Here is a 15,610-nt window from a genome sequence, read left to right as displayed (position 1 = left end):
TGCATGAACCATTTTAATCTATTGTTCTAAAACCTTTTGAATATCGTCCTCAAAGCTACTTGGCTTATCTGCTGAGGCGTAGCGCCCTACAACCTCACCATTGCGATTTACAAGGAATTTTGTAAAATTCCACTTCACGCTACTGCCTAAAAATCCTTTGGAGTGAGAAGTTAGATAATCGAAAATAGGATGTGCTTCTTTTCCATTTACCTTAACTATCTCATGCATCGGGAAAGTCACTCCATATGTCAGACGACACTGTGATGCAGCTTCTTCAGCAGTCGCTAGCTCTTGTTTAAATTGATTTGAAGGGAAACCAAGTACCACAAGACCTTCCTCCTGATATTTTTCATAAAGACCTTCTAATTCTTCAAATTGCGGTGTAAAGCCACATTTGGAGGCTGTATTGACAATTAGCAAAGGCTTTCCCTTATAACGTTCGAGGCTATAGACAGTACCATCTTCTAAAGTTACGTTAATATCATAAATGCTCATCTTTCTACCTCCTATTATAAACGTCCATTCATTCGTGCCACCTGCTGTAATGGGTCCCAAACACCATTGAACGGTGGTGCATAGGCTAAATCTAAATCTAGTAAATCAGGTAATGTCATTTTACTATACAATGCCGTAGCAAATACATCGATACGCTTATCAACTCCTGCTGGACCTACGATTTGTGCGCCTAATAGCAGCTGGTCCCGCTTGCGAACAACCACCTTAATATACATACGTTGTGCACCTGGATAATAGCCAGCAATATGACGTGCAGATAGTTTAAATGCCTCATAGTCAAAGCCAAGCTCTTTCGCCTTACGCTCATTGATGCCTGTCGTAGCAATGGTTAAATTGAAAAACTTTAAGATAGAAGTTCCCACGATTCCTCTAAACGGCGCAAACTTGCCTGACATATTAAGGCCTGCTAAACGACCTTGCTTATTAGCAGTCGTTCCTAAAGGTACGTAATCTAAACGCTCCTTCACAATATTAAAATGGGTTGCACAATCTCCTGCTGCATAAATATTTTCAATAGAAGTCTCTAAATGGCGATTCACAATAATTGCTCCATTTTTCGCAAGTGCTATTCCAGTATTCTTTAAAAACTGCGTATTTGGTTGAATGCCTGAAGCGACAATCACTAAATCTGTTTCTAAAATACTGTTATCTGTGACGACACGCTCGACCCGTTTACTCCCTTCAAATGCTTCCACACTTGTATTTAATAAGAGTTCCACATCGTTCTTTTTTGCTTCCTCATGAACATGTTGGGCAAGCTCTTCATCTAAAATTCGTGCTACATGGCTTCCTCGTTGAACTAGCCTTACTTTTTTCCCGCAGGCGTGTAGCGTTTCAGCCATTTCTAATCCAATATAGCCACCACCTATGATGGTTACCTGTTCAATATCTGGCGTTAAATCAGCCAGTAAATCCTCCAACTGAGGAATCGTTTTTACCGTGTGGATACCTTCTAATTCAATCCCCTCTTGCACAGGTACTACTGGACTAGCTCCCGTAGCAATAAGAAGCTTATCATAGGGAATCTCAAATGCTTCACCACTCGCCTGTGTCCCCGTAATAAATTTCTTCTCTATATCTACATTTTCTACCTCATAGCCAACTCTTGCATCAATGCCATACTTATCTCTAAAAGTCTCGACATCTCGTGCAATTAAACGTTTGGTTGATGAAATACGTCCATCTACAACATAAGGCAATCCACATTGCCCATATGAATAAATAAAACCACGTTCTAAAGTAGTTATTTCTGCCCCTGGCACATTACGATAGATTTCCATTGCTGCAGACATACCTGCAGCATCTCCCCCAATGATGACGTATTTCATTCTACAAGCCCCCTTATTTTTTCCTTGTTGCCATTAAATCTGCATATTGATCGATATACAAACGTCTTTTTCCTCCACTTACGATGACACGTATTATATGGATGGCTATAATCATTGTAAGTGCAAAACCTGCTGTTGTGGCTAGTAGAGAAATGACAATTTGCAGAACATAAAATGATGAATCCATATTTAATTGAATACTACCAAACGTTGAAATGGCTTCGAATAGACTAGCCGTAGCGACAATAGCAATACAGCGACGCCACGATTGCTTTACAATACTTTTGCCATTCTTGTTGACCATTGTAAAACGCATAATCTTCATACCTAGCGTTGCGCCATTCATCATACTTGGGATCACGCCAAAGAGGATCATGTACAAGACCATGTTCACCAAGAACTCGAATGTACCACTATACCCTGTCAGACCGCCAACCATAATCCATATCATTTGTGCGATACATAAATCAATGACGAGTGCCAGCAAAATAGAGATGGGCTTAACAATATCCATTTTTTCCATTTCAGCAGCTTTTGCCTCAACCTCTTCATGCGAAGGAAATAGTGCCCATATGATTGGTGCTAAAAAGAATCCTAGTAACGCGCCTACACTGTTCAGTAATAAATCATCCACATCAAAGATGCGGTAGGCACAATTAAAGATGCCGTAAATACCTGTTCTTTGTGTGACCTCATAAAACAATGTTAGCAAAAAGCTAATTAAAAATGCACGTTTCCAGTACCTTCTTTCTTTAAGAAAATATCGCAAGTAAACGCCAAACGGCATCAGTAGCAAGAAATTAAAGAATGCTTGGAAAAATGCCTGCTGTTTCGTCATAGCAAGCCATGTAGAGGGATTTGTTACTACAACCCCGCTGTCCTTTAAAATATCCTCAACAAATTGAAAAAGTCGCAAATTAGTATGAACAGTGTCTGCGGATTGGAGTGAGCATGTATCTCTTGTAGATGGAAATGGCAGTAATACTAAACATAGTGCGGATAAAAAATAAAAAATAAATGAGAACATAATAATGGTTTTGGACATAGATAAATATCCATATTTACGATACGTATAAATAAGCCATGGAATAAAAAGTACAAATGATAAAATAATCGTTATAAAAAACGCTATTAAAATGGAATCTGTGTAAGTTGACATATAAGCACCTCTCTCTTTAAAATGCCCGTTTTTATGAACACTAAAACTAAGTTTAGTTCTCCAATACAACATATTTATTTCAGTAAGCTTACATAATCCTTAATTCAATCAAATATGGCTGATACGTACGAGGAGTAGTTAATCTAAAGATATCATGTCCTGTGGCAGCTACTACAACAAAATAAAAAACAGGTAAAGAATATACGCTCTACCTGCTCCCATTTATTATAATTTAGCAATTTCTTCTTTACAGAATGTCAGAATTTCCTCTAGTTCATCATCCTCTAAAGCAAAATCTAAGTATTCACCTTCAGCCTTTTCTAGAATGAAGTAATTTAAAATAAATGGCGATTCGCCCTTTTCACCGATGAGGACACGAATTTCAATGCCAGCTTCGTGATATAATTCGTCCTCTTCATCAATTTCTACATCCAAAATAAATTCATAGCGCTTACCCTCAATAATATTTGTAGGGTCTAAAATTTCTTCCATTGTGAATTGTGTAATTTCCATTGTTCTAGCTCCTTTTTCTTTAACTGTTCCTTTTTATATTAAATCAATTTCAGCATGGGTCAACTAGAAAAGCCGTATACACGTGTAAGTAATTATGCCAGAATAAAATGGAACTGTTTTAGAATTAAGAATCCCTACATAAAAAGGAGGCTTTTTCATGAAAGAGCTATTATATTATCAAGACGTTATGTTGCACGAGTTTAATGCTACTCTTGTAAGCAAAGGAATGGATGAAGCTGGTCGTCATTATGTTGTCCTATCCAATACCGCATTCTATCCAACTGGTGGCGGACAGCCTCACGATACAGGCACTTTGAATAATGTAGATGTCATAGATGTTGAAAAAGTGGATGATGAAATTCGTCACTATATTCAAGGAGATCCATCAACTTTAGACGGTGTAGTACGTGGCAAAATCAATTGGTCAAGACGGTTCGATCATATGCAGCAGCATGCTGGACAGCATATTTTAACAGCGGCATTTATAGAGCTTTTTAATGCACAGACTGTAAGCTTTCACCTAGGTAGTGAGCAGGTCACAATTGATATTGCTGTAGATACGCTGACTGAACAGCAGCTTGCAGCGGCGGAAGCAAGAGCCAATGACATCATTTTAGAAAATCGTCCAATTCAAACAACATGGATTACAGAAAATGAGCTTGTTAACTATAATCTTCGGAAAGAAGTTGCTGTGACGGGGGACATTCGACTAGTCATTATCCCTGATTTTGATTATAACGGCTGTGGTGGCACTCATCCAACATCCACAGGGCAGGTCAGTGCTATTAAAATACTAAGCACTGAAAAAATGAAAGGCAATGTGCGCGTTTCTTTTGTCTGTGGACAACGTGTTTTAGCCGAGCTTGCCATGCGGAAAAAAGTATTAGCAGATGTTGCTCGACAATTAAGTGTTCCAGAGATTGAGGCTGCTACAGCACTTACAAAAGTTCTATCTGTCCAAAAAACTACGGAGAAAGCACTTGCTACTGCGAAAGAGGAGTTACTAACTTACGAAGCAAAGGCACTGGTGGCTAATAGTGAAGGTGTAGTAACGGCTGCTTTTCATCAACGAACAATGCAGGAGCTACAAAAAATCGCTCGTCTGATTGTCTCTGACCAGTCAGATGCTATGACCTTACTAGTTTCTGAAAATGAAGGCAAACTACAATTTGTTGCAGCAAAAGGTAAAAATGTTACCAAAAGCATGAAAGATATTGCCGCGAAGGCATTACCTCTTATTAATGGTAAGGGCGGCGGAAGTGACCAAATGGTCCAAGGCGGTGGCGATTGTATGATTTCCAAAGAAGAACTACTGCTAGCTATGGAAAAAGCTTAATTCTACTATGAAAAAGGAGCCGTCATTATGAGACAGCTCCTCCTTTTTAATACTTAAATTTTTGAATGGCTCCATATAACCGTTTCGCCATTTCTGATAGTTTTTCAGTTTGCCCGTTCATCGTTTCTACTGTATTCAACTGTTCTGTTGTTACATCTGTTACCTCATGCACATAATCACTTGCTGCATGTGCGGTTGCTGCCATTTCTTCCATAGATGCTGAAACTTCCTCTGTATTTGCAGACATTTGTTCAGCTGAAGCGTTCATTTCTTCAATTTGACCTGCTATCTCACCTACCGCTCGAACCATTTCCTCAAAACGTTCACCAACTGCCTCAATAGAAGCTAATCCGCGTTCAACATGAACTTCGCCCGATTCTGCCGCCTTTACTACCTCTAATGTGTAGGATTGAACGCTTTCAATTAATACATTAATTTTGGTAGCTGACTCTGCTGTCTGCTCCGAAAGCTTGCGAACTTCATCCGCTACAACAGCAAATCCTTTACCTGCCTCTCCTGCACGAGCTGCTTCGATGGAGGCATTCAATGCTAATAAATTTGTTTGATCAGAAATATCTGTAATCATTTTAGAAATTAAACTAATTTCCTCTGACTCTCTTTCTAGCTTGTGAATAATTGTTAGCTCAGCTGTTGTCCCCTCCTGAATTTCATTCATACGGCGCATAGATTGCTGGACAGCTTCATTGCTCTCACTAATTTTCTGGGAAATAAAATCTGTATTGCAGGCAATAGCTGAGGCTACTTCGGCAACATTTTGTATACCCATAGCCATTTGTTCCATTGCAGAGGCACTTTCTTCTGCCATCACGGTTTGACTCTGTGCCCCCCTGTCTACTTCACTGATTGCACTAGCTATTTGCTTAGAATGCTTTGTCACAGCAGTGACATCTCCCATTAAATCACACGAGGCTTCATTCACTGCAGTTGCTTCCTGACTCACTTTCGCTACCATTTCTCGCATATTATCAATCATGCGATCTAATGCACGCGCCATTGTCCCCATCTCATCAATACGCTTTAAATACTTCTCAGGGATCTCCTGTGTAAAGTCACCTTCTGATAAGCCTTCACTAATACGAAGCACATGACGAAGTGGTCTACTGACCGAACGTGAAATAGCAAATGAGATGAATAGTCCTAGTATCGAAACAATGATGGTCGTGACAATAAAGTTCGTCTTAAGCTTAGAAAGTCCTGAGAACATCTCATTTTCTAATGCAATAACCCCCATTTTCCAACCATTATCAAGGGTATGGTAGCCCATTAAGTTCGTACCAGCATCCTCTGTTTCGAACGAAAAATAGCCACTTTCATTGGTAATCATTTCTTTTGCAGCTAATGCCCTGCCCGTCATAACACCTGTTTCTTCCGCTTCTTCGATTGGATTATTTTGCTCCTTCACATAGGAATGATTATTATGTCCAATAATCGTTCCTTGAGCATCCAGCATAAATGCATAGCCACTGTCTCCAACCTTAATGTCCTCGACAATATTAGATAAATAATAACCATCAATACGAGCCAATAATAGTGCTTTTTCACCTGTAGCTGTAGTAATTGGTGAAACAATTAAAATAACTGGCTCGCCGGTTACACGGCTAATCGTTATTTCAGACATGACAGACTTGCCAGTAAAACCTTCTTTTACATAATCACGATCGCCTAATTCAGCAGTTGTATCATCTAGATAATGGGCTACCCCATCAGCTTTTATAATGCCAAAACCTAAGTAGTTCTTATTATTAGCAAGGCGTTTTGACAAATATTGTTTTTGTTTTTCAAAGTCCATACTACGAACTGCCTCTTGCTCTGCGATTGCTTCTACCTCTACCAGTGTTAGTTGGAAGTGTTCTTCTATGTATTGTGAAACATCCTCTGCTCTAGATACTAAATTGGATTCCACTTGCTCATTCATTGCATTCGTACTATTGATCCAAGTAGATAGTCCAAGTGTGCCGCAAGTTACAAAAACAAGAGCAATAATTGCAATAATTAATTTACCACCAATACCTTTTATCCACATATCCCTTTTTCTCACTTCTTCCGTTTTTAGCTATATTATTCGAATATTTATGCATAACTTCAGAGTAAAGTCACAAAAAGTAGAAGTCAACAAAAGTTTTCCAATATGATTAATAAATGTATAATAATACCATTTTCACTATCTATATAGTGCTAACAATTTTCTACAAATTTTTTAATTCATAGATATAGTTTGCTATAGAAAGACAGAATACTCGCTACATTGGATGAAATTAAAACATTTTCCAATAAAAATTGATTATAATTCACAATTTTTGCTGATTATTAACAATAGGATCGGTTTAAAACATTTTGAGGGGAGGATTTCTATGAGTTCAGACAAAAACAATGTTTCTCGTCGAGACTTTTTGAAAACAACAGGTATTGCTGCTGGTACATTAGTCGGTGGTGGATTAATAGGAGGGCTAGTAGGCTACAACATCCAAGGTAAAGGGACTTCCACTCTGGAGCATGATGGGCATGAAACGAATGAGGCTACTGGTTCGCCTAAGGCTAAGATGTTTTTTAGAAATGAAAAAGATTTTAGTATCTTATCAAAGGCTACAGAGCGTATCTTCCCAGAAGATGATTTAGGGCCCGGCGCTATAGGCTTAGATGTTCCCTATTTTATCGATCATCAACTGGCAGGAAATTATGGGAGTAACTCTAAAGAATATATGCAAGCTCCATTTGACGTAGGTGCCCCTACACAAGGCTATCAAAGTCGTTTAACACGAGCAGAAATTTTCAGGCAGGGCATTCAAAAATTAGAGGACGAAGCTCAAAAGCGTTATCAAAAGAGCTTTAATGATTTAGAAGGTAAACAGATGGATGAAATTTTAACAGCCTTTCAAAAGGGTGACATAGAAATGGTTGGGGTGACATCCGCATTCTTCTTTACACTGCTGCGTGCGGCTACATTAGAGGGTGCCTATTCTGACCCTATGTATGGCGGAAATCGTAATATGGATGGCTGGCGCATGAAAGGCTTCCCTGGCCACCAAATGGCTTATATTACACAAATAGAAGATGCGAAATTCCAAAAAATTGAGCCTAATCCATTAGGCAATCATTAAGGGGGGTTAGAAAATGGCTAAAACATTACCTAGTGTAGACGTTGTAACAGTTGGCGTAGGTTGGACAGGCGGTATCGTTGCTGCTGAATGTGCAAAAGCCGGCTTAAAGGTGGTCGGTTTAGAGCGTGGTCAAAAGCGCGGTACCGAAGATTATTTAAATGTTCACGATGAATACCGTTATGCCATTCGATATGATTTGATGCAAAATCTATCTAAAGAAACGGTAAGCTTTCGAAATGATCGCAATATGAAGGCATTGCCAATGCGACAGCTTGGCTCCTTCCTACTTGGAGAGGGTCTTGGAGGATCAGGAACGCACTGGAATGGTATGACCTATCGATTTTTACCCTATGATTTTCAAATAAAAACATTAACAGATAAACGTTATGGACCAAACAAGCTTGGACCAGATTATCTAATACAGGATTGGGGTTTAACATACGATCAACTGGAGCCCTATTTCGATAAATTTGAAAAAACAGCAGGTATTTCAGGTGATGATAAAAATCCATTTAGCGGCAAGCGTTCAAATCCCTATCCTACACCACCTATGAAAAAAACACCTATGCTTACGCAATTTGAAAAAGCGGCACAAAGCTTAAAGCTAACACCCTATATGGTGCCATCTGCCAACGTATCCGAGGTTTATAAAAATCCTGATGGTGAAACGATCAATGCTTGTCAATATTGTGGTTTCTGTGAACGGTTTGGCTGTGAATATGGCGCAAAATCTTCTGCAGAAATTACAGTCGTCCCTACCGCTTTAAAGACAGGAAACTTTGATTTACGCTTCAATTCCAATGTTGTCGAAATTTTAAAGCAGGGCAATAAGGCTACTGGTGTAAGATATATCGATACTGTGTCGGGAGAAGAATTTATTCAGCCTGCTAATGCGGTTGTATTGACTAGCTATGTCTTTAATAATGCCAAGCTGTTAATGGTCTCAGACATCGGTGAACGATATGATCCTACTACTGGTAAAGGCACACTTGGCAGAAACTATTGCTATCAAATCTTACCCGGTGCTGCGGGGTTCTTCGATGAACAATACAATACATTTATGGGCGCAGGTTCATTAGGCATGTGTATAGACGACTTCAATGGGGATAATTTTGACCATAGTGATTTAGATTTTATTCACGGAGGAAATATTGCTCTTACACAGACAGGTACTCGACCAATCGGTTCCAATCCAACACCACCAGATACGCCTACTTGGGGACCTGAATTTAAAAAGCAGTCTATTTATTACTATACACGCTCATTCGGTATTGGTGCGCAAGGAGCATCTATGCCACATAAGCAAAACTATTTATCACTGGACCCTACCTATAAAGATGCTTATGGCTTGCCATTAATACAATTAACGTACAATTTTACTGAGCAGGATCGTGCACTTCATAAATATATTTCCGCAAGAGCAGCTGACATTATGAAAGAGATGGGTGCAAAAACAATTGTTCCTAACGCTGAAATTACCGACTACAATATCGTACCTTACCAAACAACGCATAACACAGGTGGGACAGTCATGAGTTCAACGCCAGAGCAAGGTGTCGTGAATAATTACCTACAGCATTGGGATGTTGATAATCTGTTCGCGGTAAGTGCAGGCAATTTTGCACACAATAGCGGCTACAATCCAACAGGTACATTAGGAGCACTTGCTTATCGCTGTGCAGAGGGAGTTATTAAATATAGTCAATCAGGCGGTTCTTTAGTGTAAAAAACTTAAATTTAAAGGAGGCAAGGCTTATGGGAGGTCTTGGAGCAATTGGAGTACCTGGCTTAATCATTATTTTGGTCATTGTATTAATTGTATTTGGTCCGAAGAAATTGCCAGAAATCGGCGGAGCAGTTGGCAAAACGTTTGCAGAATTTAAAAAGTCCACTAAAGGGCTTATAGATGATGAGGACGATTCCGAGAAAAAGGTCGAAAAAAAATCTGATGCTTCGTAGGAGGGGTTCCTATGGATCCATATGAAGACGGAAAAAGAAAATATTTAAGCCCCCTTGATAAACCACAAGTTGAGCTTCCATCACCCGTGGAGGCTTTAGCTGAAATACCTGTAGTAGCAATTGAAGAAGATCATGTAGCAGATGAACCTCTGATACCTGTTACCTCATTATTGGAACATCTTTCTGAGTTGCGTAAGCAAATTATAAAAGGGCTAACAATTTTCATTTTATTTTTTATTGTAGTCTTTTCGACTATAAATATTTGGTTTCCATTCATAACTCGAGGTCATTCTCTCGTTATTTTAGGGCCGCTTGAGGTTGTTAAATTTTATATGACTATTTCTACTACTTTAGCATTTGGTCTTGCAATGCCTTTTCTCGTTCATTTTCTGTGGAGCTTTGTAAAGCCTGGCTTAAAGGAAGAGGAAAGTCGATTTTTAGGTCTCTATGCACCGATTATGCTAGTTCTTTTTTTAATAGGAATAGCTTTTGGCTACTTTGTTGTCAATCCACTTAGCTATACCTTCTTAGTAAGTCTCGGAGCTACCAATTTCGATGTTATGGTATCAGCTAGTGAATATCTGCATTTTTTAATCATGACCACCGTACCGCTCGGTTTATTATTCGAGTTACCCATTGTTGCTCTCTTTTTATCAGCCATTGGTGTACTAACTGCTGAATCCATGAAAAAAATACGAGGCTGGTCTTATATCGCAATGGGCGTAGGCTCTGCTGTTATCACGCCACCCGATTTTATCAGTCAGCTACTCGTATTAATACCTATGATTATTTTGTATGAAATTAGTATCTATCTTGTGAGACGTACAGAACGTAAACAAATTGAAAGCACTGCGTAAACTTTAACGCAGTGCTTATTTTTTCTTTAATTCCATCACAATAATTTCCGGAAGATTAAAAATGCGATATGGTACTGAGCTATTTCCTAGCCCACGACTAACCACCATTTCAGTCGATCCTGCTTCGTAGACACCAGCTGTATATTTTGGAAACAGCCCCTGTCCTGGCGCAACAAGTCCACCAAGTCCAGGAATACGAACTTGCCCACCATGCGCATGTCCCGAAAATACTAAATCCATGTGATACTTTACATACGTATTAAACACCTCAGGTCGATGTGCCAGTAACAGCTTAAACATATCGTTTGGTAAATAAGCTGTTGCTATGTCTAGCATGTCTGCCGTGGATCTACCCATTAACGGATCCTCAATTCCAACAATCGCCAAGCGCTCCCCGTCGCGCTCTAGTACGGTCGATTCATTGGCCAGTATATGTACCCCTAACGATGACAGCGCCTCATAAATTTCATCAACCTTATTCGTCGCTACTTCATGGTTGCCCAGTACATAATAAACATCCGCTATTTCAACTAGTCCTTTTACTGCCTGTAGACTTTGCTTTAAATCGTAGCGATTGCTATCTATCACATCACCTGTGATAAAGATATAGTCAGGATTTGTATCCTTAACCTTTGCAATCAGTCTTTGCTGATTGTCACCAAAGAGGGCATCATGTAAATCCGATACCTGTACAATGCGTAGCCCTTCAAAGCTGGCAGGCACTTTTTCTGATTCGAACACATGCTTACTTACGACTAGCCAGTGATTGTTTACGTACAAAAAAATGACTATAAACACAACAAAGCATACACTATATAATAATTTTTTCAATCGCAATCGCTCACTTTGCGGCTACTTTGTTCAGAGAAAACTCTGACTTCCTTATTATAAGCAAAAAACAGAGTGATTGTAAGCATATGCACTATAAATAAATAAAATGCACAAAATCCATCTAAAATGGACTCGTCACAATAGGCATTCACTCACATTTTAACTATTCTTAGTTTACTTTCACATGCTATACTGTAGGTATAATTACATATTATTTCCTTTAAATATAACAAGATTGAGAGAACCATAATGAGAAAGCTAATACTTATTTCTATGGTCATTATTAGTGTAGTGATTATTGGTGTGGCGTCACAGTTACTCAAACATGAAAGAACCGACGCTCCTAAAGCTGTTGCTGGCGTAATAGACCTAAAACAATACGATTTGCACCACAATACAGTAAGTTTAGATGGAGAATGGGATTTCGTCCCCGATAAATTGTTGAATTATTCCGATTTCGATAACCATCATTCCTATTTAGTAGAAGTCCCGTCACAATGGTCAAAGTATACGCTCGATAAAGAAAATTTCACCACTTTCGGCAGTGGTACTTATCGATTAAAAATTTTAATCAATAATCCCGATGATATTTTAGGTATCAAAACAGGGAATATTCGTATGTCCAATGCCATTTATATTGATGAAAAGCGTATTGGACAAAGCGGTGTACCTGCTGAAGAGTCAATATATGTACAAAAGAATGTACCCTATGTTGCTTACTTTCAACCTAATAAAAACGAGTTAGAGCTGCTTATACATGTGGCTAATTTTGATTATGCATCAGGTGGAGGAATTATTGGTTCCATTTTCATTGGAGATCAAGAAAGTATTGGAAAATTAAGAGAAAGCTCTCTTTTTTACGATTTGATAACGATTGCTGCTTTTTTTACAATGTTTATTTATTTTGCTGGTTCTTATCTCTATGCGAGACTCGATATCGAACAGCTTTATTTTTCCTTATTTTGTTTCATGGTCGGTTTATATAGCGTCTCCCATGGTGAAAAAATTTTAATGTCGTTACTCCCTGTTACCTATGAGTTCCTGATAAGAATTCAAATTATTTCGAGTATCGGTACAGGTATCTTCATGCTGTTGTATTTTTACTATGCCCTTCAACAATTTGCTTATGAAAAAATTGTAAAAATACTTTGTATAATTGGCGTTTTATTATTAGCTACGGTTATGCTCCCCATATCCATTAGCTCATACTTACAATTTGTGTACTCTATTTATATTTTTATGAATATCTTTTATATCCTTTATATTCAAATCATTGCTATCTTTAAACGATCAGTAGGAGCTATTTATTTATCGCTTAGTTCGATGGCTATTCTCATCTATATGGTCGTAGCTACTTTAAATCTGAATACTAATCTAGAAATCTATTCATTACCACCTTTACTTCCTTTTATTTGTTTAACGATGCTTTCTCTTTATATTTCCCATCGTTTTACTGACTCTTATTTAGAGAAAGGACGAATAACAAGTGCTTTAATGCGAGTAGATAAATTAAAAGATGAGTTTCTCGCAAAAACTTCTCATGAATTTCGTACGCCCTTACATGGTGTAATTGCTATTTCTCAGTCCATGCTAGAGCCTCAGGAAAGCACCACATTAACGATGGAACAAAAAGAAAAAATATCGCTCATCTTTAATATCACAGAAAAGTTATCACATCTTGTTAATGATATATTAGATTTTTCAAAGATAAAAGAAGGTGAACTAAAACTACGTCTTACTAATGTTGATCTATATTCTGTAACCCATGTCATCGTTGAAATATTGTCGTACATCGGCAATAAAGACGTAAAAATTTATAATTATATTGAACGAGGTAAGTTTCTATTAGCTGACGAAGATAGGCTACGTCAAATTCTTTATAATCTAATTGAAAATGCTGTTAAATACACCAAGCAAGGAAAAGTTGAAATTTCATGCTACGAAGAACATAGATTCCTTGTTATTGAAGTAAGTGACACCGGGCGGGGTATTGCGCCAGAACATTTAGAGTCAATCTTTGAACCATTTCGGCAGTTAGAGGATGCAAGTAGAGGTGCAGGTCTAGGCCTAAATGTGACAAAAGAACTTGTGCAGTTGCATGGTGGAGAAATTACTGTTCATTCAGTTGTAGGTCAAGGAACAACTTTCTACGTTAAGCTACCTATTGAAGCAATAAAGAAAGAGCAGCAAGACAAGGAACATAGGAATAAAATTATACTAACTAAAGAATATTCTCCAGTAACCTTTCCTCATTTTGCGGGAAATAAAGTAGGGAAAAAAATTCTAATTGCTGATGATGACCATATTAACCTAAAAGTATTAATCGATATTCTAGAAAAGGAAAATTACTCTATCATTGCTGTAGACGATAGCCAGCAAGTCTTTGAACAATTAACACTGCATCCAGCTATCGATTTATTAATTTTAGATATTATGATGCCTAAGTTGTCTGGCTATGAGGTTTGCCAGCAAATTAGAAAAAGCTATTCTTCTGCGGAGCTACCAATACTAATGCTTACAGCCGCCATTCGTCCCGAGGATTTGATTGCTGCTTTCCAATCCGGAGCGAATGATTTTCTACATAAACCACTAGATACGGCTGAACTAAAGACAAGAGTTCGAAATCTTATTTTGTTAAAAGAATCTGCTGAAACAGCTATTAAAATGGAGACAGCTTTTTTACAAGCACAGATTAAACCTCACTTTATTTACAATGTGTTAAATTCGATTTTATCGCTCAGTTATTTAGATTTAGATAAAGCACGGACAATGATTACCGATTTTGCAGCATTTTTAAGAAGCAGCTTCTCATTCGAAAATACTAATAGCTTAATTGCCTTAGATCAGGAACTCCAGCTTATACAGGCCTATGTCAATATTCATCGAATGAGATATCCAGAGCAGCTCGATTGGGAAATTCAGATGGAGGAACCATTCAATATATTGATTCCTCCTCTACTACTACAGCCTTTAGTTGAAAATGCTCTTTTTCACGGTTTAAAAAACAAACGAAACAATGGTCGAGTGACAATGAAAATAGCAAAAGAACAGCAAATGATAAATATCCAGATTAGAGATAATGGTATTGGCATGACACAAGAAATGTTAGACAAAATTTTATCAGAAGAACCTTCAGTTCATCAGAGCGTTGGGATTCGAAATATTGCCAAACGTATAAAAAAATATGAGAATGCCACCTTCCGTATCGATAGTGTTGTCGATGAAGGAACAACTGTACAAATAAATTTCCCACTAATCCCGGATGAAAAGAGATGAAAGAATGTTAAAATCGATTATTGTGGACGATGAAATCTTAGCAATCCACTTATTAGAGGCTATGTTAAAGGACAATGAGACAGTTGAGATTATTGGCAAGTTTACAAGTCCTCTAGAGGCTATAGACCATATTCCTAGGTTGAAGCCAGATATTCTTTTTTTAGATATTGAAATGGCTGATATGAATGGCATTGAGGTTGCCAGTAAAGTAGAAGAATTAGCGCAATCAATGGATATTATCTTTATAACTGCCTACGAGCATTATGCTATTGAGGCGTTTGCAGTTCAAGCAGTAGACTATATTTTAAAACCGATTGAAAAAATGCGTTTACTGAAAACCATTGAAAGAATCGCTTTACGAAGGAAGCAAATACAATTACTAGATAGGAAAGATGAGGATATTAGCATCATCGATAATTTTCACTTTCATGTTCATTCAAGAAGAGTCTATATTGAAGATATAGCATTAACATTATCAACAAAGGAATTTCAAATTTTATTTTTTCTAGCACAACGCCCCGCGCAAATTTTCCATCCAACTGAATTGTACAAGCTGATTTGGGCTGAGGAAAGTATTGGACAAACACAGGCATTGAAAGTGCATATTAGTAATTTACGAAAAAAGCTGGAGTTCGCCTCGGGTCATCGAGCAAAAATTGTTACTGTGAGAGGATCTGGTTATCAGTTCCTTTTTGAATAAAGTCAAAAAACACGAC

Annotated in this window: 13 protein-coding genes; 7 read left to right on the top strand and 6 right to left on the bottom strand. The window is 38.0% G+C overall.

Annotated features, from left to right (window positions below):
* Positions 1-18 precede the first annotated feature (18 nt).
* From NST76_RS00955 to NST76_RS00940, 4 genes are all read right to left on the bottom strand, one after another.
* Positions 19-495: a glutathione peroxidase gene (locus tag NST76_RS00955; protein ID WP_101966946.1), complete on the bottom strand. Its 477-nt coding sequence runs from the start codon at positions 493-495 to the stop codon at positions 19-21.
* Positions 496-509: 14 nt separating this feature from the next.
* Positions 510-1,844 (bottom strand): FAD-dependent oxidoreductase, encoded by a 1,335-nt coding sequence (locus tag NST76_RS00950; RefSeq protein WP_058843747.1) that lies wholly within the window; start codon positions 1,842-1,844, stop codon positions 510-512.
* 13 nt (positions 1,845-1,857) lie between these two features.
* The gene (locus NST76_RS00945) at positions 1,858-3,003 is read right to left on the bottom strand and encodes a VanZ family protein (RefSeq protein WP_342544508.1); all 1,146 of its coding nucleotides are present in this window, start codon (positions 3,001-3,003) and stop codon (positions 1,858-1,860) included.
* A gap of 225 nt (positions 3,004-3,228) precedes the next feature.
* Positions 3,229-3,516 (bottom strand): DUF6509 family protein, encoded by a 288-nt coding sequence (locus tag NST76_RS00940; RefSeq protein WP_058843749.1) that lies wholly within the window; start codon positions 3,514-3,516, stop codon positions 3,229-3,231.
* Between the two features lie 157 nt (positions 3,517-3,673).
* Here NST76_RS00940 and NST76_RS00935 point away from each other — a divergent pair, with 157 nt between their 5' ends.
* The gene (locus NST76_RS00935) at positions 3,674-4,852 is read left to right on the top strand and encodes a DHHA1 domain-containing protein (protein ID WP_342544507.1); all 1,179 of its coding nucleotides are present in this window, start codon (positions 3,674-3,676) and stop codon (positions 4,850-4,852) included.
* A 46-nt stretch (positions 4,853-4,898) separates the two neighbouring features.
* Here NST76_RS00935 and NST76_RS00930 read toward each other — a convergent pair whose 3' ends face one another.
* Entirely contained in the window at positions 4,899-6,896 is a 1,998-nt protein-coding gene (locus tag NST76_RS00930) for a methyl-accepting chemotaxis protein (protein WP_342544506.1), read from the bottom strand.
* Positions 6,897-7,224: 328 nt separating this feature from the next.
* Between NST76_RS00930 and NST76_RS00925 the strand changes: the two genes are divergently transcribed.
* The 4 genes from NST76_RS00925 to tatC are packed head-to-tail and all read left to right on the top strand — an operon-like array spanning position 7,225 to position 10,787.
* Positions 7,225-7,971, top strand: coding sequence for a gluconate 2-dehydrogenase subunit 3 family protein (locus tag NST76_RS00925; protein ID WP_036125777.1), 747 nt, complete (start codon positions 7,225-7,227; stop codon positions 7,969-7,971).
* Positions 7,972-7,984: 13 nt separating this feature from the next.
* Positions 7,985-9,697 carry a GMC family oxidoreductase gene (locus NST76_RS00920; RefSeq protein WP_036125775.1) on the top strand — a complete coding sequence of 571 codons (1,713 nt, stop codon included), beginning with the start codon at positions 7,985-7,987 and terminating at the stop codon, positions 9,695-9,697.
* 29 nt (positions 9,698-9,726) lie between these two features.
* Positions 9,727-9,930: a twin-arginine translocase TatA/TatE family subunit gene (gene tatA, locus NST76_RS00915; protein WP_058843754.1), complete on the top strand. Its 204-nt coding sequence runs from the start codon at positions 9,727-9,729 to the stop codon at positions 9,928-9,930.
* An 11-nt stretch (positions 9,931-9,941) separates the two neighbouring features.
* Entirely contained in the window at positions 9,942-10,787 is an 846-nt protein-coding gene (gene tatC, locus NST76_RS00910; RefSeq protein ID WP_058843755.1) for a twin-arginine translocase subunit TatC, read from the top strand.
* 15 nt (positions 10,788-10,802) lie between these two features.
* Here tatC and NST76_RS00905 read toward each other — a convergent pair whose 3' ends face one another.
* Entirely contained in the window at positions 10,803-11,618 is an 816-nt protein-coding gene (locus tag NST76_RS00905) for a metallophosphoesterase (protein WP_058843756.1), read from the bottom strand.
* Between the two features lie 249 nt (positions 11,619-11,867).
* Between NST76_RS00905 and NST76_RS00900 the strand changes: the two genes are divergently transcribed.
* Complete coding sequence (locus NST76_RS00900) at positions 11,868-14,894, top strand: ATP-binding protein (RefSeq protein WP_342544504.1); 3,027 nt, start codon at positions 11,868-11,870, stop codon at positions 14,892-14,894.
* 4 nt (positions 14,895-14,898) lie between these two features.
* The gene (locus NST76_RS00895; protein WP_058843758.1) at positions 14,899-15,594 is read left to right on the top strand and encodes a response regulator transcription factor; all 696 of its coding nucleotides are present in this window, start codon (positions 14,899-14,901) and stop codon (positions 15,592-15,594) included.
* Positions 15,595-15,610: the final 16 nt, after the last annotated feature.

Origin of the sequence: Lysinibacillus sp. FSL W7-1291, assembly GCF_038593415.1 — a bacterium.
In the GTDB taxonomy this organism is placed as follows: domain Bacteria; phylum Bacillota; class Bacilli; order Bacillales_A; family Planococcaceae; genus Lysinibacillus; species Lysinibacillus fusiformis_D.
This window is presented reverse-complemented; position numbering and strand designations above follow the sequence as displayed.